At 64.0% G+C, this 23,482-nt stretch carries 24 protein-coding genes; 18 read left to right on the top strand and 6 right to left on the bottom strand.

The window, feature by feature from the left end; all coding sequences use genetic code 11:
* The 10 genes from JOZ76_RS04110 to JOZ76_RS04065 form a co-directional block, all read left to right on the top strand.
* The coding region (locus tag JOZ76_RS04110; RefSeq protein ID WP_441299972.1) for an ATPase, T2SS/T4P/T4SS family at window positions 1-444 on the top strand (444 nt) is incomplete at its 5' end.
* Window positions 445-448: 4 nt separating this feature from the next.
* Complete coding sequence (locus JOZ76_RS04105) at window positions 449-1,663, top strand: type II secretion system F family protein (protein WP_291697347.1); 1,215 nt, start codon at window positions 449-451, stop codon at window positions 1,661-1,663.
* A 17-nt stretch (window positions 1,664-1,680) separates the two neighbouring features.
* Complete coding sequence (gspG, locus tag JOZ76_RS04100) at window positions 1,681-2,160, top strand: type II secretion system major pseudopilin GspG (RefSeq protein ID WP_441299971.1); 480 nt, start codon at window positions 1,681-1,683, stop codon at window positions 2,158-2,160.
* A 2-nt stretch (window positions 2,161-2,162) separates the two neighbouring features.
* On the top strand, window positions 2,163-2,636 hold the full coding sequence (locus JOZ76_RS04095) for a GspH/FimT family pseudopilin (protein ID WP_291697346.1): 474 nt from the start codon (window positions 2,163-2,165) through the stop codon (window positions 2,634-2,636).
* Entirely contained in the window at window positions 2,605-3,018 is a 414-nt protein-coding gene (locus JOZ76_RS04090) for a type IV pilus modification PilV family protein (RefSeq protein WP_291697345.1), read from the top strand. Before JOZ76_RS04095 ends, JOZ76_RS04090 begins: the two co-directional genes overlap by 32 nt.
* Before the next feature lie 8 nt (window positions 3,019-3,026).
* Window positions 3,027-3,725, top strand: a complete 699-nt coding sequence (locus tag JOZ76_RS04085) for a PulJ/GspJ family protein (RefSeq protein ID WP_366114010.1) — start codon at window positions 3,027-3,029, stop codon at window positions 3,723-3,725.
* Window positions 3,726-3,727: 2 nt separating this feature from the next.
* Window positions 3,728-4,651, top strand: a complete 924-nt coding sequence (locus JOZ76_RS04080; protein WP_291697344.1) for a general secretion pathway protein GspK — start codon at window positions 3,728-3,730, stop codon at window positions 4,649-4,651.
* 5 nt (window positions 4,652-4,656) lie between these two features.
* A complete protein-coding gene (locus JOZ76_RS04075; RefSeq protein ID WP_366114012.1) occupies window positions 4,657-5,754 on the top strand; it encodes a PilN domain-containing protein in 1,098 nt (365 codons plus the stop codon).
* A complete protein-coding gene (gene gspM / locus JOZ76_RS04070; protein ID WP_291697342.1) occupies window positions 5,751-6,308 on the top strand; it encodes a type II secretion system protein GspM in 558 nt (185 codons plus the stop codon). Before JOZ76_RS04075 ends, gspM begins: the two co-directional genes overlap by 4 nt.
* Complete coding sequence (locus JOZ76_RS04065; RefSeq protein ID WP_291697341.1) at window positions 6,305-6,955, top strand: hypothetical protein; 651 nt, start codon at window positions 6,305-6,307, stop codon at window positions 6,953-6,955. The genes gspM and JOZ76_RS04065 overlap by 4 nt, the downstream gene beginning before the upstream one ends.
* A 97-nt stretch (window positions 6,956-7,052) precedes the next feature.
* Here the strand turns inward: JOZ76_RS04065 and JOZ76_RS04060 are convergent, their stop codons facing one another.
* Window positions 7,053-7,361, bottom strand: coding sequence for a hypothetical protein (locus JOZ76_RS04060; protein WP_291697340.1), 309 nt, complete (start codon window positions 7,359-7,361; stop codon window positions 7,053-7,055).
* Window positions 7,362-7,743: 382 nt separating this feature from the next.
* Here JOZ76_RS04060 and JOZ76_RS04055 point away from each other — a divergent pair, with 382 nt between their 5' ends.
* From JOZ76_RS04055 to JOZ76_RS04025, 7 genes are all read left to right on the top strand, one after another.
* Window positions 7,744-9,936 (top strand): multicopper oxidase domain-containing protein, encoded by a 2,193-nt coding sequence (locus tag JOZ76_RS04055; protein ID WP_291697339.1) that lies wholly within the window; start codon window positions 7,744-7,746, stop codon window positions 9,934-9,936.
* A gap of 659 nt (window positions 9,937-10,595) precedes the next feature.
* Entirely contained in the window at window positions 10,596-11,054 is a 459-nt protein-coding gene (locus tag JOZ76_RS04050; RefSeq protein ID WP_291697338.1) for an FMN-binding protein, read from the top strand.
* Window positions 11,035-11,946 carry an FAD:protein FMN transferase gene (locus JOZ76_RS04045; RefSeq protein ID WP_291697337.1) on the top strand — a complete coding sequence of 304 codons (912 nt, stop codon included), beginning with the start codon at window positions 11,035-11,037 and terminating at the stop codon, window positions 11,944-11,946. The genes JOZ76_RS04050 and JOZ76_RS04045 overlap by 20 nt, the downstream gene beginning before the upstream one ends.
* Window positions 11,936-12,466 carry a hypothetical protein gene (locus tag JOZ76_RS04040; RefSeq protein ID WP_291697336.1) on the top strand — a complete coding sequence of 177 codons (531 nt, stop codon included), beginning with the start codon at window positions 11,936-11,938 and terminating at the stop codon, window positions 12,464-12,466. Before JOZ76_RS04045 ends, JOZ76_RS04040 begins: the two co-directional genes overlap by 11 nt.
* A 36-nt stretch (window positions 12,467-12,502) precedes the next feature.
* On the top strand, window positions 12,503-12,841 hold the full coding sequence (locus tag JOZ76_RS04035) for a cupredoxin domain-containing protein (protein WP_291697335.1): 339 nt from the start codon (window positions 12,503-12,505) through the stop codon (window positions 12,839-12,841).
* 465 nt (window positions 12,842-13,306) lie between these two features.
* On the top strand, window positions 13,307-13,672 hold the full coding sequence (locus JOZ76_RS04030; RefSeq protein WP_291697334.1) for a hypothetical protein: 366 nt from the start codon (window positions 13,307-13,309) through the stop codon (window positions 13,670-13,672).
* A gap of 127 nt (window positions 13,673-13,799) precedes the next feature.
* The gene (locus tag JOZ76_RS04025) at window positions 13,800-15,725 is read left to right on the top strand and encodes an outer membrane beta-barrel protein (RefSeq protein ID WP_291697333.1); all 1,926 of its coding nucleotides are present in this window, start codon (window positions 13,800-13,802) and stop codon (window positions 15,723-15,725) included.
* A gap of 154 nt (window positions 15,726-15,879) precedes the next feature.
* Here JOZ76_RS04025 and JOZ76_RS04020 read toward each other — a convergent pair whose 3' ends face one another.
* A complete protein-coding gene (locus JOZ76_RS04020; protein ID WP_291697332.1) occupies window positions 15,880-16,476 on the bottom strand; it encodes a TIGR02594 family protein in 597 nt (198 codons plus the stop codon).
* Between the two features lie 245 nt (window positions 16,477-16,721).
* Here JOZ76_RS04020 and JOZ76_RS04015 point away from each other — a divergent pair, with 245 nt between their 5' ends.
* Complete coding sequence (locus JOZ76_RS04015; protein ID WP_291697331.1) at window positions 16,722-17,264, top strand: cytochrome b; 543 nt, start codon at window positions 16,722-16,724, stop codon at window positions 17,262-17,264.
* Window positions 17,265-17,303: 39 nt separating this feature from the next.
* Here JOZ76_RS04015 and JOZ76_RS04010 read toward each other — a convergent pair whose 3' ends face one another.
* The 4 genes from JOZ76_RS04010 to JOZ76_RS03995 all read right to left on the bottom strand — a co-directional run bounded on the left by JOZ76_RS04010 (window position 17,304) and on the right by JOZ76_RS03995 (window position 22,135).
* Entirely contained in the window at window positions 17,304-17,957 is a 654-nt protein-coding gene (locus tag JOZ76_RS04010) for a hypothetical protein (protein ID WP_291697348.1), read from the bottom strand.
* 25 nt (window positions 17,958-17,982) lie between these two features.
* Window positions 17,983-19,383 (bottom strand): selenium-binding protein SBP56-related protein, encoded by a 1,401-nt coding sequence (locus tag JOZ76_RS04005; protein WP_291697330.1) that lies wholly within the window; start codon window positions 19,381-19,383, stop codon window positions 17,983-17,985.
* A gap of 219 nt (window positions 19,384-19,602) precedes the next feature.
* Window positions 19,603-20,934, bottom strand: coding sequence for a C4-dicarboxylate transporter DctA (gene dctA / locus JOZ76_RS04000; protein WP_291697329.1), 1,332 nt, complete (start codon window positions 20,932-20,934; stop codon window positions 19,603-19,605).
* A gap of 34 nt (window positions 20,935-20,968) precedes the next feature.
* Window positions 20,969-22,135, bottom strand: a complete 1,167-nt coding sequence (locus tag JOZ76_RS03995; RefSeq protein ID WP_291697328.1) for a zinc-dependent alcohol dehydrogenase — start codon at window positions 22,133-22,135, stop codon at window positions 20,969-20,971.
* Window positions 22,136-23,482: the final 1,347 nt, after the last annotated feature.

Here is a 23,482-nt window from a genome sequence, read left to right as displayed (position 1 = left end):
AACGCCGCGGCCGCCGTGCCGCGGCTGCTCGATCTCGGCGTCGAGGATTTTCTGCTGCGCTCGACGCTGCGCGCGGTCATCGCCCAGCGCCTGGTGCGCAGGCTGTGCGAACGCTGCAGGTCGAAGAAGATGCTCGGCAGGGCCGACATGTCGGCCGATCCGCGCTACGCCGCCGTCGGCTTCGACATCGGCGATGAGGTCTACGAACCCAGAGGATGCGAAAGCTGCGGCGGCGCCGGCTATCGGGGCCGGCTCGGCATCTTCGAAGTTCTGGAATTGACCCCGGAGACCCGTTCGCTGATCCAGGGCACGACCGACGCAGCGGTGATTGATCGCGTTGCGATCCAGACGGGAATGACGACGATGCTCGACGACGGCATGGCCAAATGCCGCTCCGGAGCCACCTCGGTCGCTGAAGTCCTTCGCGTCACCACGGTACGGTGAGATCGTGAGCAATTTTCGCTACCGCGCGCTGACCCAGACCGGTGACATCGTGCACGGGACGATCTCGGCCGCGACGGCGAAAGAGGTGATCGACCGGATCGAGTATCTCCGCCTGCTGCCGATCGAGACCGTCGAGGAGAAGACCGCGGGTCCCGTTTCGCGCGAGACATTCTCGCTGTTCGGCCGCCCGACTGCGGGCGATGTCACGACATTTACGCGCGACCTCGCGCTCTTGATGAAGGCCGGGGCGCGGCTGGAGGATTCGCTCGAACTTCTGGCTGGTGACGCCGACATCGGACGGCTGCGTCCGACCGTCGGCAAATTGCGCTCCGGCATCCTTGCCGGCGAGAGTTTTGCCGAGGCGCTGGCGCGTCATCCGGCGCTGTTTCCGGCCATGTATGTCGCGCTGGTCAAGGTCGGCGAAGTCTCGGGCACACTCGATCACGTGCTCGAGGTGCTGGGCGCCGAGCGGGCGCGCGCGGAGGCCATGCGTCGCAAGCTCACCGATGCGATGCAGTACCCGCTTTTCGTGCTGATCGCCGCCTGCTGCGTGATGCTGTTCTTCTTCATCTTCGTGCTGCCGCAGTTTTCGGCCGTGCTGCGCGACTTCGGTGCCAAGACCGACGCCACCATCAACACCTTCCTCGACATCTCCGACTTTCTGCGCGGCAATGCCACGGCGCTGGCGCTGGCAGCCATTGCCGTGCTTGCTGCCGGCCTCGTGCTGTTCCGGCGTGCAAGCTTTCGCGCCGCCGTCGTATCGCAGCTTTCCCGCCTGCCGGGCATTTCGACGGTGTTCCGATTTTATCGCACCAGCCTGTTTTGCCGCAATCTGGCGATCCTGCTTGGCAGCGGCCTGACGCTGACCGCGACGCTACGCATCCTGATCGACATTATGTCGGTGACGGGCGGCGGCCCGGCCTGGAGCGCGGCGGCCGACCGCGTCCGGCATGGCGGCAAGCTGTCCGAGGCGCTGGCGGCGGCGAACACGCTTCCCGCGATGGCCACCCGCATGCTCCGGCTCGGCGAGGAGACCGGCCAGTTGCCGGTGCTGGCCGGCCGTATCGCCGAATTCTACGAGGCCAAGCTGCAGCGCAGCCTCGATCGCATCGTCGGCATCGTCGGACCGGCCGCGATCATTCTGATCAGTTCCGTCGTTGGAGGCCTCATCGTCTCTGTCATGACCGCGCTTTTGTCGGTCACCCAACTCGTCGGCTAGCACAGGGGAATAGCGAAATGAAAATGCATGGGATCAGCGGCATGGCGCGGCGCGCGCATGTCGAGAGCCATGAGCGCCAGCGCGGCTTCACGCTGGTCGAGATGCTGGTCGTCATCGCAATCATCGGAATGATCATGGGGCTGATCGGGCCGCGCGTGCTGAACTATTTGAGCGAATCCCGGGTCAAGACCGCAAAGATCCAGATCCAGAGTTTTTCGAGCGCGCTCGACCTGTTCTATCTCGACACCGGACGATATCCGACCTCGTCGGAAGGATTGGCCGCACTGGTGCGGCCGACGTCCAACATACCGGGCTGGGCCGGACCGTATCTGAAGGGCGGCAACGTCCCGAGCGATCCCTGGAACAACCCTTACGTCTACCGCTCGCCCGGTCAGCACGCACCGTACGACATCGTGTCGTACGGCTCCGACGGGCAGGAAGGCGGCACGGATCTGGCGGCCGATATCTCCTCGGCAACCACTGTTGGCGCCAAATAGCGATGCGCGGCTGCAGCGGATCCGAGACCGGCTTCACTCTGCTCGAGGTGGTGTGCGTGCTCGCGATCGTCGGTCTGCTGGCGACCGTGCTGCTGCCCAATCTGCCGCGGCAGACCTCGCGGCCGCGCCTCGAAGCCTATGCGATCGAGACCGCGGCGCTGCTCAAGGCCGATCGAAGCACTGCGATCAGGCGCGGGTCAGAGGTGGAGACGCGGGTCGATGCACCGGCCCGTTCGGTGCGCTCGGGCGCGAGCGGAGAGATTGTCCGCTTCCCCGAGGACGTGCGCTTCGAAACGCTGCTGCCGCGCAATTGCGACAACCGCCCCGCGTTCGCAACCATCAGCTTCTTCGCGTCGGGAATGTCCTGCGGCGGCGTCATCACGCTCACCCATCTCGATGCAGGTTATGAAATCCGCGTCAACTGGCTGACTGGAAGGATCGAGATTGTCCCGAACGCTGGTCGCTCCAAACGATAGGGCCGCAGCCGGCTACAGCCTGATCGAGACGCTGGTCGCGCTCGCGGTCGTGGCCTGCTCGCTGCTCGCCATCGGTGCGCTGATGGGATCTAATGCGCGCGGCAGCCGGCAGCTCGAACAGCACGTCGCGCTGGTGCAGGCAGCCTACAACGCCCTATGGCTGGCCTTTCCGTCGCGTTTATCGCCCGACTCCCCGGTGCAGTCCGGCGAGTCGATGGCCCATGCCTGGCGCGCGGAAGCCGAGCCGTTTGCGATCGATCTGGGCGCACCGACCGGCGACGTAGCCTGGACACCGCAAAAGATCACGCTCAAGGTTCGGTCGAGCTCAGGCGCGGCGATCGAGCTGGAAACGGTCCGGCTGTTTCGAAGGCCTGCGCAATGAGATCAGTGGTGACCAACAACTCTCAATCGGGCTTCACGCTGATCGAGACTCTCGCGGCGATGGCGCTGATGGGGCTGATCATTTCCGTGCTGGTTGCGATCACCTCGCAATGGCTGCCGAACTGGAATCGCGGCCTCGACCGGATTCAGCGCAGTGAATTGGTCAGCGTTGCGCTGGATCGGATCAGCGCCGATATCGCGGCGTCTGAATTCATCCGGCCGAATGGTCAGACCAAGACCGTCCTGTTCGATGGATCGGAGCGCTCGATCACGCTGACCAGGGCCGCGCTCGGACCGAATGCAGGCGGCGGCCTCGACCTTATTCGCGTCGCCGAGAGCGGCGATCGCGGTGGTGTCACCCTGACGCGGACGCGCGCGGCGTTCGCGCCGGAGGCCGCGGCACCGAACTTTGTGGATCCCGTCGTGCTGCTGCGCACGCCCTACCGCGTTTCATTCTCCTATGCGGGCGCCGACCGGATGTGGAAGCCGTCGTGGCGCGATGCCGAAACGTTGCCGTCGGCCGTGCTGCTGACGCTACAGGACAGCGTCACCGGACGCACGCTGCCGATCTCACGAATTGCGGTCATCCATGTCTCGGCGCCCGCGGACAGTGTCTGCAGCCCGGCGGACAACAATTGCGCCGCGGCGCCGTCGCCGCCGGTCGATGGCGCGATCCGTCGTGCATCCAGCGAGGCATCCGGACAATGATCATGCGCGGCGATGACAGGCGCGAAAATCCCGAAGGCGGCTTCATCATCGTTCCGGTGCTGTGGATCCTGCTGGCACTGGCGGGAATGGCCGGAATCCTCTCCGTCTACCTCGTCAACACTGCACAAGCGCTGTCGCTCGACGAAGACCATCTGCGATCGGCAGCGCTGGTCTCCGCCGGCCTGGAACTGGCAGCCTATGAATTGACGTCGCAGACCAAGCCGCAGCGTCCGCCCTCCGGATCGTTTTCCTTCCACCTGGATCATGCGCGGGTGTCGGTCAGCTTCCGGTCGGAAGCAGCCCGTATCGATCTCAATCACGCACCTAAGGAGATGCTCGCCAATTTCTTCCAGGTTTTGGGCGCACGCGCGGACGATGCCGTCGAATACGCCGTCCGGATCATCGGCTGGCGAACGCCACCGTCCGACGATGCACCGGAAGCGGAGCGCTCGCTCTATCGCGCCGCCGGTGCGGACCACATGCCCCGCGGCGCGCCGTTCGCAAACGTCGAGGAGCTTCGGCTGCTAGTGCATCTGCCGCCGGCCCTGGCTGACAGGGCGATGCCGTTCGTCACCGTGTATAGCGGCCGGCGCGAGATCAACGCGCTGGAGGCGGCGCCCGAGGTGCTGGCCTCGCTGCCGGGGATGACGCCGGACATCATGAAATCCTTCCTCGAACAGCGCACTAGCCTGCGCCGCGATGCCAGGTCTGTCGCCTCGCTGCTGGGGCCGGCACGCGCCGGCGCGACGGTGGAGATGGGCGATTCGGTGCGGGTGCGAACCATGATCGCCTTCGATAATGGCCGTCAGGCCGCGGCGGAAGTCATCATCTTGCTGGATGGCGGCGATGATCCCTACAAAATCCTGTTCTGGCGCGACGATGGCGGTGCGGCCGCGATGCGCAGGCAATCTGCAAAGGCTCATTGATGGCAATGTCAGCGAGAATTCGGAGCGAGTTCGCAGCATGGATCGGCTCGGTCGCCGACGCCATCGTCGCGGCGCTGAGCCGCATCCGCATCAAGGCGCCGATCCAGCTGATCGAGACCGATCGGAACATGTTCATCATGCGGATGACGCCGAAGCCGGGGCGTTCGGCCCCGCCCGAGTGCCATTTCGTGCTCAAGGACGATGAGGCGGGCTTTCTGGCGCTTCCGCAAAAATGGAACGCGGCCTTGCGCGGCTGCCGGCTCGAAGTCGTCCTGATGTCGCACCGCTTCCTGTCGCGGCCGCTGGAGCTGCCGAGGCGCGCGAGCGAATTTCTCGACGCCATGATCCGCTCACAGATCGATCGTCTGACGCCGTGGTCGGCAAACGAGGCGGTGTTCGGCTGGACCGCGCCGGTCGAGATCTCAGGCGACCGCATCCAGACGACGGTGATCGCGACACCCAGGGCGAAGATCGATCCGCTGATCCAGCTTGCGAAGGACTGGAGTGCCGGATCGATCGTGCTGTTCGCGGCGCCCGATGGCCCGATTGCGACCATGGACGACCAGGCCGTGACCACCCGCGGGACGCGGCTGATCGAGCAGCATTTGCATGGCGCGCTCGACGTCGGCCGCCTCCGTCGCGCGCTGACGGCGGTGCTGGCGGTCGCGATGGTCTCGGCGACGCTGTCGCTTGCGCTGACGAGCATCGTCGGCGGCACCATGGATGAGCAGCAGCTCCAGCTGTCGCGCAAGATTGCGGACCGGCGGGCGGCGCTACGCCTCAATCTGGCGGCATCCGACAGCTCGGCGCTCGGCGTTCTGGCGCGGCGCAAGCACGAAACGCACGCGGACGTCATGGTGCTGGAAGCGCTGTCACAGCTTCTTCCCGACAACACCTATGTCACCGAGCTGCGGATCGAAAAGGACAAGCTGCAGATCACCGGCATCACCCAGGATGCGCCGTCTTTGGTCAAACTGATCGAGCAGTCTCCGCACTTCACGCACGCGACGTTCTTTGCTCCGACCACCCGCTCGGCCGACGATCCCGGCGAGCGTTTTCACATCGAGGCCGGCATCAAACCCTATTTTGGACTGGGCACATGAACTTCACAAAACTCGTCAACGGTAGCAGCGCCCCGCCCGCGATCGCGGCTCTGGTCTATGGCGGCCTGCTGCTCGTGCTGATCGCCGCAACCGTGCTGCCGCTGAAGGGCGTACTCGATCAGCGCATGGCGTTGGAGCAGCTCGGCGAAACGCTTCGTCAACTGGACGCGCGGGGCCCGGCGGCCGCGCATCCGGAAGCCGCCGCGGACGCCGCCATAACCGGATCGGCCTTCCTCGAAGGACCGACCGTCACGGTCGCCGGCGCCGCCTTGCTGCAGCGCGTGGTCGGCGTGGTCAACCGTCATGGTGGAAGCGTGTCGTCGTCGCAGCCCGATCTGCAGGGCACGGAGGCCAAGGACGGCTTCGTCAGCGTGACGGCGAATTTCGATCTGGAGCAGCCGGAATTGCAGCAGATCGTCTACGACCTGGAGGCGGGAATGCCGTTCCTGTTCGTCGACGAACTGGTCATCCAGGGCCCCTCGCCTGCAGCGGCGTCTGACGGGAAGCTGCATGTGCTGATTTCGGTTTCCGGACAATGGCAGAGCCCGCAATGAGCAGCATCGCAAGGACTCTTGTGGTCGGTTGTTTCTGGCTCGTCGCAACGGCGTCGGCGTTCGGCGTCGCCGATCCGGCGGGTCGCGACGCCGCGGCCGACGAGCCGCAGGCCTCGCTCGCGGCGCAAACCGCGCGAAGCGGCAATCCGCTGTGGGGCATTCCGCTCAAGCTGCTGTCGGCGACACGGGATCGCCCGCTTTTCTCAGCCTCGCGCCGTCCGCCGCCGACAAACGCGGCCCCACCTGCGGTCGCGGTTGCGCCGCCAGTGCATGCGCCGAAATCGCCGGAACGCCCGCAGCTTTCGCTGGTCGGAACCATCGTGAATGGCGACGACGGCTTTGCGATCTTCCTCGATCAGAACACCAGGGCCCCGCTCCGCCTCAGGATGGGCGCCGACTATCAGGGCTGGATGCTGCGTCAGATCGAATCGAGATCGGTCACGCTGCAAAAGGGCGAGGACGTCGCCGTGCTCGCGTTTCCGCCGCCCTCGAGCAATCCGACGATTGCCGCCGGTACCGGCCTCGCGCAGCTCCCGCCCGTCACCGTGACGCCGCCGGCAGCGGCCCAGGCGGCGCCCTTCCTGTCGCCCGAATCCAAGGCGCTGCGGATGCCGGTCCGGCAACGGGGCGGACGCCACCAGTTGTGAGCTAAAGCGGGTTCGATCGAAGCCGCATCGCAGGGGCGCTCCCTCTCCCCGCAAGCGGGGAGGTGAACAGTCACGGCTCAAGTAACTTCATCAAGCGTCAGCGCTTGCACAGTCCGCTCGTGAGCACCCAGCCCTTGTCCGTATGGGCGGCGGCGACGATATCGAAATACAGCCGCTTGTCCGGATCGTCCTCCGACACGAACGAGACCTGACACAGGAAACGTCCGTTCTCGTCGCCGTGGTCGCATGACGCATCGACGATCTTGAGGCCCTTGTCATGGCGCACGCCTGAGGACGGCGCTTCCTGCTCGTAGGCCGCTTGAATGGTCGCTGCATCCGGCGTCGCCGTGCAGGAGACGCCCGTGACGTTGCAGACCCACGCGAGAACAGCAGCAGCGAGCAGCATCCCAAAACCTTTCCAGAGCCACCATCAGATCGAACAACGGCCGCGCATCGCGGCGCCGAACCGCGATAGTCATGAGAGCGCCTTGGCGTCTTATTTATGAGAGATGGTTGTCGTTTTCGTGTCGGCTCTCTTCATCGCGCTCGCGCTGCATCCACCGGCAGCGTTCTTAGACCTATTCTTAAGGGTCGAACTGCGTTTCTCACAAAACGAAAAAAACGGTCACAAAGGAGCCATGCGACGTCCATAGCGACGAAGCCTGAGGGTGCGAACGCGCAAGTTGAAGCTGGTGAGTCGCGGACGACTCGTTCGATCTCGGCCTGTGCGCCAAGTCCACTTTCATCGTTTCGTTCCGAGTGTATCTCGAGCCAGATGGGGATCAGGCATGTTAGTCGGGCGTCTGCATAAGCGCTTCATTCAATCACTGAGATCGACGGCCGCGGTGCTGGTCGGCTTGACCTTCGCGGCGCCGCTCGCGCACGCCGCTGGTTTCGTCGAGCCTACGGTCCTGTCGAGTTCGCACGGCGTGCTCGATCTCCTGATGATCGCCCGCTCCAAGCCGGTGTCGACCATCACCTTTACGCCGCCAGGCGGCTCACCCATGAATCCGACCGGCTGGGTCTACGAAATCTGCCCGCGCCCCGCCAACAGCAACAAGTGCCCGCCCGGCTCGACGGTTTCCGACTATGGCGGCGTGCGCCTGGCGCTGCAGAAGGGCGACACGCTGAAGATCCGCCTGGTGAACCAGCTGCCGCAGCTCGATCCCGCCAAAGTCAAGCACAACACCGATCCCGGCCAGGCCAATCTGTTTCGCAATCCGACCAACCTGCACACCCATGGCATGATCGTCGAACCGCGCGCACCGACGCTGACGGACCAGACTTTTGGCGACTACGTCTTCGTGAACGTCTACAACTCCGCCAATGGCATGCCGGTGCCGCAGACGACCCATCAGCACGGCCAGAACAAGATGGACTATGCGGACTTCCGGATCGACGTTCCGAAAAACCATCCGTCGGGCCAGTTCTGGTTTCATCCGCACATCCATGGCATTTCGCTCAATCAGGTCTCCGAGGGCCTGGCGGGCATCATCTCGGTCGGCGAGGTCTCGGACTACGCCCATGGCGACGCCAGGGACACGCCGTTCCCGGATGCGAGCGTCCGCCATCTGATTCTGAAGGACATGCAGGTCGCGGCCGGCGGCACAGCAGATTTGGGCGGCGGTCCGGTGACGGTCCAGCCGGGCGAAATCATCAACCAGGAAGATCCGGCCTTCTGCGATCAATTCCCGGCTGACGGCTCGGAAGTGCGTCAGGGGTCATGCCCGGGCGTGGATGGCACGGCCGATGGCGGCTCGAATTGGGCCGGCGGAAAATGGTTCTTCACGGTCAACGGTCGGACGTTTCCGAGCATCAACATGAGCGACCCCGACGGCGAGGTCTGGCGGCTGACCAACGCCTCCGGCAGCCTGTCCTACCATCTGCAGCTGAACGACGACACGGCCCAGAAGCCGATGATCATGCAGCTCGTCTCGGTCGACGGCGTCAGCGTTAACCTGCCGCAGGACACCACCATGGACACCATGGTGCATCTCGGTGGTGCGCGCTTTCGGGTCGTGGCCTGTCCGCCAGCGCCTGCTGCGGGTTTCCATTCCAAGCCGGTTTGCGTCACCGAAATGGTGATGATGCCGAGTTCGCGCGCCGAGGTCTATGTCACCTACCGCGATCCGGCGACCGGTGCCATCGTCACGCCAAAAACCCTGGCGTCCGCGACGTTCAAGATGGTCGGGCTGACGATGGGCAGCGGCGATCAGTGGCCCGCGGTCGATCTCGCCAAGGTGCACTTCAACCAGTTCGGTCCGCGCAACCACATCAGCTACGCCATGGACGTCAAGGGCGATGCGCTGGCGACCATGCAGCCGCAGGGCATCCTGGATGCGAAAGTGCCCTATGCCAGCGCCGCGCCATTGCCTGCGGGATGCGCTCCCCTGGCCGCAGGGCACCGCCGACGGATCTTCTTCGGTTTCTCGGACGTCACCGTCAACAACACGTTCGGGCTCGGCTACGAGGAGGTCGACCAGAACGGCAACGTGGTCCAGGGAACGCAGATTCCGGTCACGCAGTTCGACCCCTCCCAGAGCATCGTCTGCCTGCCGCTCGCTGCCGGACAAAAGCCGGTTCACGAGACCTGGGAACTGGTGCAGCTCTCGACGGAAAACCACAATTTCCACATGCACCAGACCCGGTTCAGGACCATCGACGCAAAAGCGCCGGCGAACTCGCCACTTGCCCCCGCGTTGAACGCCTCGGTCGGTGCAGGCATGCTCCAGGACAATATCCCGCTTGGCGTCGCGACGCCGAGCGCGGACGTGGCGGATACCGTGGCCAACAATCAGAACGGCGTTTGCACCATCGACCAGTGGCGTAACGGCCAGTGCGCCTCGAAGACGGTGGTGGTCGACATTCCGTTCTCCCAGGTCGGCGAGTTCGTCTATCACTGCCACATTCTCGAACACGAGGACGGGGGCATGATGGCGAAGATCAAGGTGGTCCCCGCCCCGATCGGCGGCAATTCATGAGATAGACGCCGGGAACGCGATGCCGCGGCTGAAAAGCCGCGGCATTTTTTTGGCCCCCAGTTGCGAGCAGCACAGCTTTCGCTCTCTCAATCGCGGCGTACGCAAGGCCGACTGCTCACCGCCGCCGCGGCGAGGCCGCTTCACGGCCGCGCAAAAGGCGCGCGAGCGCCAAAACGTGGCACATGTCGGCCGTGTTGTTCGAAAAATGGCTCGGACAATTGAATCGATCTAATCTGTCACGAAAATCGCCGCACGTGACCGAAATGACGCAGCCATGCTTCACGCGGCGCTCGCTCCCGTTCGCTCACCGCAACACGCAACTCGACGTATTTCGCTTAACGGCCGTGCACTTAGCATCATGGCACGACGGCGCGACAACGCGCGCTCACAGCGAGGCGCCTTTGCGATGCGGCAGCGGATAGCAACATGGTTATTCCTCAGCCACACCGGCAAATCGCCAAGATCGACTCAGCAATTCGCCGCAATCGGAAAGCTAATTAATTTTGAAGTTAGGATCGGAACGTTTGGAGTGAATGCGAAAGCTGCTGAAGTGTCTCGCTTCAAGGGGAGCAGCTTGAGATCGCCTCACGCCTGATACGACGGAAGATCCGACCGATAACGGAGGGCGTAACAATGCTTAGAGATTTGAGGTGGGCACGATGAGCGATTGGCTGAAATGGACGGCACCCGTTGCGGCCGTCATGTCGATCGCCGCGCCGGCCCACGCCATTCAGTACATGAGTGTCGAGGAAGCTCAGAAGACCGCCTTTCCGGGCGCGAGCTTCGCCGAGGTCCAGGCTGGCCGCGTCTGGAAAGCGAGCAGCGGCGGTTACTTCTACTACGATCACGTCGTCGGCAAGCATCTCTTGATCGACTACACCGTCGCCATCGGAGCCGACGGCCGCGTCCGTCGCGTCGATATCCTGAACTATCGAGAATCCTACGGCGGCGAGGTGCACGACCCGAGCTGGCTCGCGCAGTTCGTCGGCAAGAGCAACTCGAACGAGGTTCGCGTCAACTCCGACATCCGCAACATCTCCGGCGCGACATTGTCGTCGACCCATTTGGCCGAGGGCGTGAAGAAGGTGCTGTCATATCATGCCAGCCACTTCCGCTAGCCTCCGGCGAGCCCAGGCGCTGCTAGGTACGTTCGTGGAGATCGACGTCACTGCCGCAAGCAGGTCGTGCGCCGAGCGTGCCGTCGAGGCGGCGTTCTCCGCCGTGGCCGACGTGCATCGCCTGATGAGCTTTCACGACGCCGACAGCGACCTGTCGCGGCTGAACCGCACGGCCTCGAGCGGCGCCGTGCCGGTACATCCCTGGACCTACGCCGTGCTGGAGATGGCGCTTCAGATCAATCGTCACACCGACGGCGCGTTCGACATCACCGTCGCTCCTGCGCTGCAGCGCCTGGGGCAGCTGCCCGGCGTCTCGGATGCCACCTCATCGGCGGCCGACATCCCGGCCGTGGATGCGATCGAGTTGCTCGCGGACCAACGGGTCCGTTTCAGCCACCCTTCGGTCCTGATCGATCTCGGTGGCATCGCCAAGGGGTTCGCGGTGGACCGCGCCATCGCGGCGTTGCAGGACTGCGGCGCGCGCTCGGCGATGGTGAATGCGGGCGGCGATCTGGCCGCGTTCGGCCCCGAGGCGCGCATCGTGCACATTCGCGATCCGCGATCGCCGGACAGGCTGCTGTGCCAGGCCGAGGTCCGCGATCGCGCGCTGGCCTCCTCCGCACGGCGCTTCGATCCATTTCGCTCCGCCGAGACGACGGAGACCGCGGTGATCGAACCCACGACCCAGATGCCGGCTCGGGCGGCTCATGGCGCGACCGTCTGCGCCGATAAATGCATGGTCGCCGACGCGCTGACTAAGGTTGTCATGGTTGCGGGCAAGCGGGCCGCGGCTGCGCTGGCCCGCTATCAGGCCAGCGCGATTTTCGTCTCGAGCGACGGCGACATCCACACGACATCGGACTGGCAGGGAGTTCTACAACATGCGGCTTAAAAACGCGTTTCGCTTCGCCCTCTATGGAATCTTCGCGCTGCTGTTCGTCAGCGGGGCGGCGTGGATCTACGCCGACCAGATGAAGAACAACACCGAGACGGACACCGAGATGTGGCAACAGGCCGCCGCATTTCTGCTGAGCATGCATGGCGGCGCGGCCATGATCACGCTGATGCTTCTGGGCGCGCTTGGTCCCATGCACGTTCAGCGCGCCTGGCGCGCCAAGAAGAACCGCGCGACCGGCGTCGTCAGCATTGCGATGTATGGCCTGCTGATCGCGACCGCGTTCGGGCTGTACTACATGGGATCCGAGGCGCTCAGGCCCTGGCTCAGCACGATCCACATCGCCTTCGGGCTCGCTGTACCAGCCGTGATCACCGCCCACATCATGGTCGGCCGTGCAAGCGTTGCCGCGGTGGCGCAGCAGGCGCGGCCACAGCGCGCCACGGCCGCCACGCTGGTGCCGGACGACACTCCCGCCGACGCCGTCCTGGTCAAGATCATGAGCAAGGCCAGCTGATTTCATCCCAAAGGAAAACAAGAAGGAAGTCTAACAATGATAACAAGGAAAGCAGCCATTGCCGTTGCGATCGCAGGATCGTTCGTGCTCGCCGCACCGTCGGTGCGCGCCGGCGACTCGACCTTCGAGGTATCGGTGAAGGACCACCAGTTCTCGCCTGCCGAGTTCAAGGCCACCGCCGGGTCCGCAATCGTGTTCAAGGTCAAGAACCTCGGCGCGGATCCGGTGGAGTTCGAGAGCGAGCCGCTGCAATTCGAGCAGGTGGTCAAGCCGAACGCCGAGATCACGGTCAAGGTCAAGCCGCAAAAACCCGGCCGCTACGTGTTCTTCGACGACCTCCATCAGGACACCAAGGGTACCCTCGTCGTCGAATAATCCGTCATAGGGCCGGCACCCGTTCGGCGTGCCGGCCCGAAGTCAGCTGATCGTCGTAGCGTCCGGACGACGTACCATCGTCCGGACATGCCGCGAGGACCGCCGCAAGTCAAGATTGTTAGAGAGGATATGTCTCGCAAGCGGCGTGACCACCGATGCAACGGCATCGCGCAAAACAATCCCGAATACTGTCCTGGCGACGAGTGACGAAGACCGGAGGGCGCATGTCCCCAAGCGGGCGTTTCACCTGCTGTGACGCGATGCTTGGTGTGCTGCGTTCGATCTGGATGTTCGGCCTCGCGCTCTCCGTCACCACGAATGCGCTGTCCGCAGCGGAGACGCAGGAAATTCCCGGGCTGGCCTATATCGTCAGTCCGCCGCCGGCGACCCGCGGCTTGATGCCAAACTACCTGCCAAAACTTCCTCCCGAGAGCATCGCGACGGTCCCGCAGGTTTCGTCGCACGGTGCGCGCCGCTTTCGAGCGGGCTGCCGATCGTGCCGGTCTCGACCGCGTCATCTCAGACGCTGCGTGCATTGCCGCCATCGTATCGACAATCCTTCTGCACCACATCGCGATCGTCGCGCCGGCCACCGCGTCCATCGTCGCCATGGTCATGTCGAGCAGCGCCGATCGCATCTGCCGCGACATGATGAGAAGGGCTTTGGCCGCAGCCATCGGCATGCGCCGCGAAGGTGGCGCGGGACGCTTGGTTCCATGGATCAATGCTGCATCGCTCCGCGCGCGCAAGTCTCCAATCGCGATTGGAACTGCGACTCCTTGCCGTACCGGCTTGGTTGTTGTTGCGCCGTTCGCAACCCTGCCCCAATGAATCAACAAGTAGCCATCATTGATCTCAGGAAATCACAACTCTCTCCGACTTCCGCCGCCCTGATGTGTCACTTCATTTCTGCGTCGAGCAGGACGCGTGGGGATGCGTACTGGAGACTTGGGGGGACATGATTCCACGCGGGGGAGTCGGCGGCGATCGCCTGTTGCTTCGCACGCCCCGCGTGACGCGGACGCTCGCCACTGTGCTGCTGTTCCTTGTGGTTCCAATCTCGCGCAGCCTGGCGCAAAGCAACGCGGATACTGGCCAGGCAGCAACCGAGACAGGCGGACCGATCGTGATTCCGTCTGCGCGGCGCGCGCAGCAGCCGGTTGCGCGCAGTGCAAACGGCGGTCCGGTTGTCGTCCCGCAGGTCGCAACGCCTGCAGCAAACGCGCCGGCGACCGGCAACGCGGCGCCTGCCACCGGCGCACCGCCGACCACCATTCGTGCGCAGACCGAGGATCGCCCGCGCCCACCACGGCCCGTTGCAGTTGACCGCACGCCGTCGCGGCCGGCGAATGCTGCTGCTGCGCCAGCGGCACCGAATCCGTTGTTCCAGCCCAACCCTGATGGCGGACCCAGAATATCGGCGGGGTTTCGTCAAACCGCCGGCCTGGATGCGCTCTATGGCGCCACGCATTTTCGCGGCACTGCGCCGCGCCCCGACCCTGACGGATTCTTCGGCGCACCGACGGCGGGCCTTTTGGGTGGCTCGTGCGGTCTCAATCGCAACGGTCGCGATGCTGACAACGCGAAGGACCGATGCATGCAGGCGCTCGCCTTCGCGGTGAGCCCGCCGCCGGCAACGCGCCAGGTGCTGCCGCGAAACCTGCCGCGCATTTCGCCCAGGGATGCGCAGCCGATTCCGCCGGTCGCCGCCGACAAGCCAATGACGCCGCCGGCAATGCCGATGGATCCGTTTGAGCCGACCGGCTTCACGGTCGGCAATTTCGTGGTCAAGCCGGCCGTCGAACTGACGACGGGCTATGACAGCAATCCCGGGCGGGTGCCCGGCGGCAAGGGCTCGCCGGTCGTGGTCATCGCGCCGGTCGTGTCGGTGCGCTCGCAATTCGACAAGCACCAGCTCAATGCCGACGTCCGCGCCGCCTATGTCGATGACACCCAGGCCAACCTGATCAGCCACCCGACCGTCGATGCCCATATCAACGGTCGTTATGACCTCGCCGACACCACCGCGCTGAACGGCGAAGGCCATTTCATGCTCGATGCCGATGATCCCGGCACTGCGCGATTCACCGGCCGCTTCACCAAGATTCCGCTGGTGTCGACCGTCGGCGCCAGCGCCGGCGTCACCCAGAAATTCGATCCCTTCGAGGTATCGGTCAAGGGAGCGGTCGATCACGTGCAATTCCAGAACGTCGGGCTGACCGACGGCCAGATCCTTTCCAACCAGGACCGCAACTTCAACCAGTACGCGGTGCAGAGCCGCGTCAGCTATGCCTTGAACGACCAGTATCATCCCTTCATCGACGTCGCGGTCGACCGGCGCATGCACGAAATGCCGGTGGACATGCTGGGCTTCCGTCGCGACTCGACGGGAACGGCCGTGGAAGGCGGCGTCACTTTCGCGCTCACCGACAAGCTGACCGGCGATGCCGCGATCGGCTATCTGGTGCGGCAATATCAGGATGCGATGCTGAAGCCGGTCAGCGGCTTCATCGCCGATGCCAATCTGATGTACCAGATCAACCCCGAGAACACGCTGCAGTTCGGTGCAAAGTCGCAGGTCGCGGAGATCGCCGAGGCCGGCATCTCCGGCGTGCTCAAGCGCGACATCACGCTGGAATACGATCACCAGTTCGAGCCATGGCTGGTCGGCACGCTGATGACCGGCTATGGCGCCGACGTGTTCGTCGGCTCGGCGCAGGGGCGGGTCGACAACCGGTACTTCGTCGACTTCGGCATGCTGTACAAGGTGTCTCGACTGCTGCAGCTGCAGGCCCATCTGCGGCAGGAGATGACGAGATCGAACGTCAAGGAGAACAACCTCGACGCGACGGTCGTCACGGTCGGCGCGCGCGTGCAATATTGATGTGGCGCGAATAGATCCGCGACTTTCGGAGCATGTCCCGGCGAGGTTCGCCCAGCAAGACGAGCGATGCTAGCGCGTGATGAGATGTGGTTCGATCGGAGCCGTACGGGAGGTGCGCTCCTTCTGCCGCCGGCGCTGGCCGGCAGCTTCAGCCTCAGGACCTCACTGGATAGCGAAACGCCATCACGCTGCGCGTCGCATAGATGCTCTCATCGACGCGATGATTGTGGTTGCCGCTGACGACGCGAATCCGGCCGGGGCCCGCGGAGCCGACGACAAATCCGACATGATGCGGCCACACGGCGATGACGCCGGGCGCCGGCCCGGACGCCGGCCGGCCATATTGCGCGAATGAGCGCGCTGCCGCCGAGCCGGTGCCGCTGAATCCCGCACGCCTCAAAATCATGTTGGCGAAAACCGCGCACCAGGGGATTTTGAGCCCGGTCGGATTGGTGCCGCGATAGCGCTGCGCGGCCGGCACTACTCCGGACGCGCCGGCCGAGCCTGCCGCATGGAAGCCGATGACGTGCGGACCATCGCCGACCGCGGTCGCATCGGCGCGGTCGTAGGAATCGAGGGGCTCCTGCTGCGAGCGAGTAGAAAAATGCATCTGGTGCAGTTGGGTCGCAAGCCAGGCCGCATCGCTGCTGCTGGAGGACGTCACGATGGGCGCAGCGATTGCATCCGTACCGGCCGCGAACATCGGTGCCAAGATCAGCGTCACCGCGGCTGCGGTGTTGTGCCACGACATGTCATCGCCTCCTACGCGTTACCATGAAGTTCTGACAGGGGGTGGTTCGTCCCGTTCTCCCACATCTACTCGTTGCAGCCGCGGCGGGCCGAATTATGACGCAGGTCGCGCTGGCCCGACCGTCCGACACGCGTTGGCAAACCGATCTCGAAGCGCGCGCCAGCGAAGCGGCCGGTCGTACTCCGGTCAATCCGATGACACAATTGCGCGCAAAGTCTGGAGCCCAGTTTCGACAGGATGGAGCGATGGGATCAAGTCTTCAGTCAGCTGCGCAGTACGGCACGACGGCAAAGATCTTTCACTGGATGATCGTGGCGCTGCTCGCCGTGCAATATCCCGTCGGCTGGCTGATGCCCGACATTCATCGCGACATGCAGCCAGGCGCGCCGATGGCGCTGCATATTTCCATCGGCATCGTCATCCTCGCATTGATCGTCGCAAGGCTGGTCTGGCGGCTGACGCATCCGGTCGCGCCCGACGGTTCGCTGCCGCGCTGGCAGCAGTTAAGCTCGGAGGCAACGCACTGGCTGCTCTATGTGCTCGTGCTCGCCACCACGCTGACCGGCTGGCTGTTTGCCTCGTTCCGCGGCTGGTCGATCTCCTTTTTCAATATTATGACGCTGCCGATGCTGGCCGGCGCGAGCCGCCCGGCGATCAAGGTGATCGATGGCTGGCATCAGGCGCTCGAATGGGCGCTCCTGATCGTGGTGGTCGCGCATATCGCATCCGTGCTGGTGCATCGCTTCGTCTATCGCGACCGCGTGCTGCAGCGGATGCTGCCGGGCTAGCGCATTGACGCCTGTCCCCGGGCCTCCTGCAAAGCACGCTCACATGGGATCCACGAGATTGAAGGCGAGCGCGATGCCGCCGACCAGAACGAGGCTGATCGCCCATACCTTGTCCAGGTTGAACCAGCTTTTCGACACGAACCTCACGCCGAGATAGCGATACACCGCCCAGGCCAGACTGCCGCCCGCCACGATCATGGCCGCGACGTGAACCAGCGCGACCAGGAGCGCAATGCCGAGATTCGCGCTGGCGAGTGTGGACGCGGCCGGATGAGAACGGTCGAGATCGGAGGCCTGGCAAAGTCCGAGATAGATCGGCACGAGCATCAGCCCGGCGCCATGCGCGATGGCGACCGCGAACGACCAAAATCCCAATTGCGTCGGCGGGATTTTTGCGAGCGCCCGCGGATGCCGCGGGTTCAACACGCGGAACAGGCCGAAGCCGATCACGATCAGAGCGGCCGCGGCCTGAATCGGACGCCGCCATTCCGCAACCGCGACCAGCAGCGCGAACGGCAACAGCATCAGGAGCGTTGCCGCGAGGTGACCGATCGCCAAGATGCCGAGCGCGCCGAACAGCGCGCGCGGGGACTTCTCCATCAACCCCGAGGACACCGCGAGCGGCCAGCCCATTCCCGGATTGATTCCGTGATAGAGACCGCTCGCGATCACCGCGAGCCAGAGCCACGCCATCGTCCCCATGGCGGGGCTCAAGGCTTTAGACCGACGGATAGCAGAATGAATCGGTCGAACAATCGCCGCCCTCGAGCCGGATCTGATGCGCGCGATAGCCGTCCGGGAAACTCACGAAGTAATCGCTGGCGAGTTCGAGCCCGCCATTCGCTCCGGCCTTGGCCATCACCTCGACGCCGGGAACGCCATCCGGATAGAACTGATCGTCCCAGGTCGAATAGAGCGAGTTGGTCCAGTAGACGCGCTTGCCGTCGCGGCTGATCTCGACCATCTGCGGACCGCCTGCAACCGCCTTGCCGTTCGGGTGCGGCGTACGGCGGGCAATACCGCCGATATGCACCGACCCCGCAAGTTTTGGCTTGCGCGGCTCGCTGACATCATATTGGCGCATCTCGCCGGTGCCCCAGCAGGAGACGTAGAGAAAGCGGTCGTCCATCGACAGGTCGATGTCGGTCACGAGCGGCGGCACCGCGCCAAAACCCTGCAGCAGTGGCGGAAGCTTTTCCTTCGGCGCGGGCTCGGCCGGTATCGTCGCGGTCTTCTCGACATGGAATTGTCCGCCCTCCCGCCACCAGGTCCAGATCGAGCCCTCGAGATTGTTGGTATCCACCACCACGCCGACAAAGCCGTATTCACGGACCGGATCATGCGCGGGCCGTACCTCCAGCGCCATCTGGTGATTGGCGCCGAGATCGAGCGTCTGGACGTGGCGCCGTTCCCGCAGATCCCAGAAATGCAGGCGATGGCCGTATTTGTTCGACAGCAGATCCTCGGGAACGATGCCGTTCTCGAACTGCGGCGGCACCGCCCACTCGCTCGACACCATGTAGTCGCGCGGCAGATTCCACCAGAAGTCATAATGCTTGTCCTGCGGACCGCGATCGATCTCCCAGCGCCCGAGCACCTCAAATGTCTCGCAATCCATGATGAAGACGCCGGGCGGTCCGTCGGTGCCGTCCTTGCCACCGCCACCCAGCGTGCTGACATAGATGCCCTCCGGCCCGCAGTGGATGGTGTGTGGCCGTGAATAGCCGGTCTTCTTGAAAACCTCCTCGGGCTCGATGATCTTGTGGATGCGCGCCTTGGTCGGATCGGGCTTGGTGTCGACGATATAGATGCGCGACGAGCGCAGCCCGGGAATGACGAGGTAGCGCCGCTCGACGAAAGCGTGGCCGGTGAGCGGGGACAGCGCCGACGAGCAGGCGTTCCAGCCAAAGTGGTGAAACTCGTCGCCCTTGTTCGGCATCGTGATGGTATGCACAATCTGGCCGTAGCTCGCCGAGTCCTTATTGACGTCGATCACGGCGAGTGCGTCGGGCTTGGAAAAATCCGGCGAGAGCAGCAAGGTATAGGCAAAGTTCTCCGGCGGCGCTTCCATCGCAAGCTTTGGCGAAGCATGAAATGTAGGATCCGGCCTCATCGTCATGACACTGCCTCCCTGTCTTCATAAGTTGGTCTGACGCCAACATGCGTCGAGATGGCGGTTACAATATACTAACAGTTGTGTGAGCGCCGCACGCGGTCCGGGAACGACGTTTCAAAAACGCGCCTCGGTGTGTTTCTGGACGATCAACGGTCCGCGGCGAGGCATTTGCAGAATAATCCTCCTCTCCGAGTGCCGGTGTTAAGGATGAAACGCGCGTCGTCATGCCGCAGGGGCCGACGGTTCGACAAACCCCGCCTCGAGCTCGCGCCTCGCCCTGACCATGTCGACCGCCCCGGCCCAGCGGCCGACGACCAGAGTTGCGATGATGTTGGACGTCAGGTTGGTCGCGGCGCGGATCTCCGCCATGAAGCGATCGACCGCCAGCAGCAGCGCCAGGCCCGCGATCGGAACCGCGTCCAGAACCGGAAGCGTCGCGGCCAGCGCGACGAAGCCGCCGCCGGTAACGCCGGCCGCGCCCTTCGATGTGAACAGCATCACGAACAGGACCGTGAGCTGCTGCCAGAGCGAGAGCTCGACGTTGAAGGCATGGGCAAGGAACAGCACCGCCATGGTCATGTAGATCGCCGTGCCGTCCATGTTGAAAGAGAAGCCTCCAGGCATGACCAGGCCGACCACCTCCCTGGAGACACCGACCTGCTCCAGCTTCTGGATCGATCGCGGCATCATGGTCTCCGCCGAGGTCGCGGCGAACACGAACAGGATCTCGTCCTTGAAATAGTTGAGGACTGTTAGAACGCGAAAGCCGGCGAGGTGCAGGAAGCCGCCAAGGACGATGAGAACGAACAGCACGCTGACCAGATAGATGGACGCGACGAGCTGGCCGAGATCGACCAGCGTCTTCAGGCCGTACTTGCCGACGGTGAAGGCCATTGCGCAAAGCGCTGCGAGCGGCGCAACCAGCATGATGATCCGCACCATGCCGAACAGGCCGACCGAGGCCGCATCGAGCAACGTCACGACCGGTCTGCCGCGCTCGCCGGCGATGCTGAGCGCAAGGCCCAGCAGCACGGCGATGAACAGCACCGGCAGGATGTCGCCATTGACGAACGGCTCGGCGAAGGAAGTCGGGATGATGGCGAGCAGGAAATCGGTCAGGTTGACGGCCTTGGCGCTCTTCGCATAGGTCTCGACCATCTTGGGATCGAAAGTCGCCGGATTGGCATTGATGCCGCTGCCGATCTTCCAGACGTTACCGACGATCATGCCTGAGATCAGCGCCAGCGTGGAGGCGACCTCGAAATAGATGAGCGCCTTGATGCCGACATTGGCGACACGGCGGATATCGCCCATTTTCGCGATCCCGACCACGATGGTCGTGAAGATGATGGGCGCGATCACGACCCGGATCGCCCTGATGAAGGCGTCACCGAACGGTTTCAGGTTCTGGGCAAAGTTCGGCACCAGTGCGCCGAGCAGCGCGCCGAGCCCGACCGCGATGAGCACCTGAATATAGAGTTTTGCGAAGATCGGCGTCGCCTTCGCGACGAGGCTTGCGGTTGCTTCAGGGCGGTCTGCAGTCGTCACCGTCATCGCGCAATTCTCCGGCATCGCTGAGCTGACCGACCTACTCGGCGGCGACGCGGTTCAGCGCGACGTGACCGCGCGTCTTGACCACGACCTTGATCGCGTCGTCGACCCGCTCTCGGGCGTAGCGCAGCGCCTCGCGCAGATCCTCCAGCGCAAAAGTGTGGGTGTGCACCTTGGTCGCATCGAACCGCTTCTGCGCCATGAAGGCTTCGGCGCGATGCGTCGCGCTGCGGCCTTCGCCGCGAATGCCGAACACATAGATGTTGTTGCGCACGAGGTGGGCGATATCGATCTCGGCCGGCTCGTGCGGAAAGGCCGCCAGACAGATGCGCCCGCCCCGGTTGACCATGCGCGCCGCCTCATTGACCGCATTGGGCGCGCCCGAGCACTCGATCACATAGTCGACGCCCTTGCCGCCATTGAGCCGCCGCACCGCTTCGACTGGGTTCTCGTTCCGCGCGTTGACGACGAAATCGGCGCCGAGCTCGCGGCCGATCCGCAGGCGGTTGTCGCGCGTGCCGGTGAGAATGACCGGGTGCGCGCCGAGCGCTTTGGCAACTGCAACGCCCAGCAGCCCGATCGGCCCGGGCCCGGTGACGACGACGCTTTCGCCTGCGACGAGGCCGCCGAGCTCGGTGAGGCCGTACATCGCGGTGCCCGCGGTGACGACCAGCGTTGCCTCCTCGTCCGACATCTCGTCCGAGATCGCCACCAGCGTGTTGATGTTGTTGACGGCATATTCGGCAAAGCCGCCGTCGGTGGTAAAGCCGTTGGCGCGATGGCCCTTGTCGACCTCGCCGTAGTTTTGGCCGTAGTTGTGGCAGGAGGTGTACATGCCCTGGCGGCAGCGCTTGCACTGGCCGCAGCCGGCGTGGATCTCCACCGTCACGCGCTGGCCGATGGCATATTCGTCGACGCCCTGCCCCAGCGCGACGACGGTGCCCATATATTCGTGGCCCGGCGTAAAATTCTTGTTGTAGGGCAAGCCGCCCTGGATCATCGCCGGCGGCCCGTGCGAAATGATCTCGAGATCGGTGGCACAGATCGCCACCGCATCGATGCGCACCAGCACCTCGGCGCGCTTCGGAACGGGCACGGGCTTCGTCGTCAGGATCAACTGGTCCGGATCGCCCAGCACCCAGGCGCGCATGGTGTCGGGGACCGGAAAATCGGGCGACGTCCTGACGTTGTCGTGCTGGTACATGCGCTGCTCCCCGGACATTCGTCCTTGTTGTGCCGCGGCGGCCTGTCTTGCGAAAAATCCCCGAAAGCCGCCGGCGAATTTCTTCCAAGGGAACTCATTGCGAGTTCCACCATCCAATACCTTCATTCTAACGCCGCGACCGCCTCTCCCCGCAACCGATATTTGGTTGAGCACGCGGGAAATAATCTGAGGCGCGGCAGCCGTCGGGTGGGCAAAGCCTCCGCCGGCGCTCGAAGAGCGCGGGCGGATGCGTGCCCACCATCGCGAGTGACGCTCGCGAAGAGATGGTTGGCACGCTTCGCTTAGCCCACCTACGATTCCCCCGACGACGGTCGTCATTGCGAGGAGCGAAGCGACGAAGCAATCCAGACTGCCGCCGCGGCGAAGGTCTGGATTGCTTCGCTTCGCTCGCAATGACGGCGCAAAACACAAAAAATCGTTCTCGCGGCCTGTTTGCCCGAGTTGTGCGTCAGTCTCGCACCCTCCGAAATCAAAGAGGGCGCAGGGAAGGCCGGGCGCTCGCCGCGCCCGTGGCCCGCCTGCAAAACAAAAAGCAGGCGGCAGTTACCACAGGTTCGGCCGAGAACACCCGGCCTTCCCTGCGCGATGGTTTTAACGGTGTCCTTCGTGCTCTCCCTGGGGACCGGGCTTTGTTGCCCCCATCGTCAGCGAGATCATCTCTCGCCGACTTGACACCAGCGTCGGGGTGTCAGGACCACACGACTTCTTCGTCCGCAACGGCATCACTCGTCCGCGCAAGAATTGCGCGCTGACACCATCGCGTCCATCGCATCCCGCCTCACGTGTCGTGACGATAGCGCATACGCCCCTCTCGCCGAGGCGGGACGCCTTACACAAGCACAAATTCCCGAAAAACGGAAGGAAAATATTTTCGCTGCTGGGACTGGACAGTGGAATCAGCATTGAATCCGTTCGCGAAATTCGATTTTTCGAGCACGAACTTTTTCATTCCGGCAACTGGCGCGCGCACCCGAAGAGAGATCGAACCTCAACTGATTCGCCGGTCGGGCGTGATCACCGAAGACGACCCGAAAGCTCCGCCATATTTAGCGCCCCTTTCGATCCGGTTTTTCGGCGAGAAGACGTTCGCTCGGCGAAGGGAATTGATTGCCCTCCGGGCCACGGGCTGCCTTCCCGAAGGCAATGTCCACGGCCGGTGTACTCCAGATAGCTGCCGACTTGCTGCACCGCCGGATTTCGACAGCCCTGGGCACATAAGCGGACCGACTTGGCTTAGGCGAACTGGTCCGCAGGCGTGATCGGGACTATCTTGTGCGCCCGAAACAGCTCTTCGAGAGACTGCCAGTCTGCCAGCACGGTGCGATA

Source organism: Bradyrhizobium sp. (assembly GCF_019244115.1).
Lineage (GTDB): Bacteria > Pseudomonadota > Alphaproteobacteria > Rhizobiales > Xanthobacteraceae > Bradyrhizobium.
This window is presented reverse-complemented; position numbering and strand designations above follow the sequence as displayed.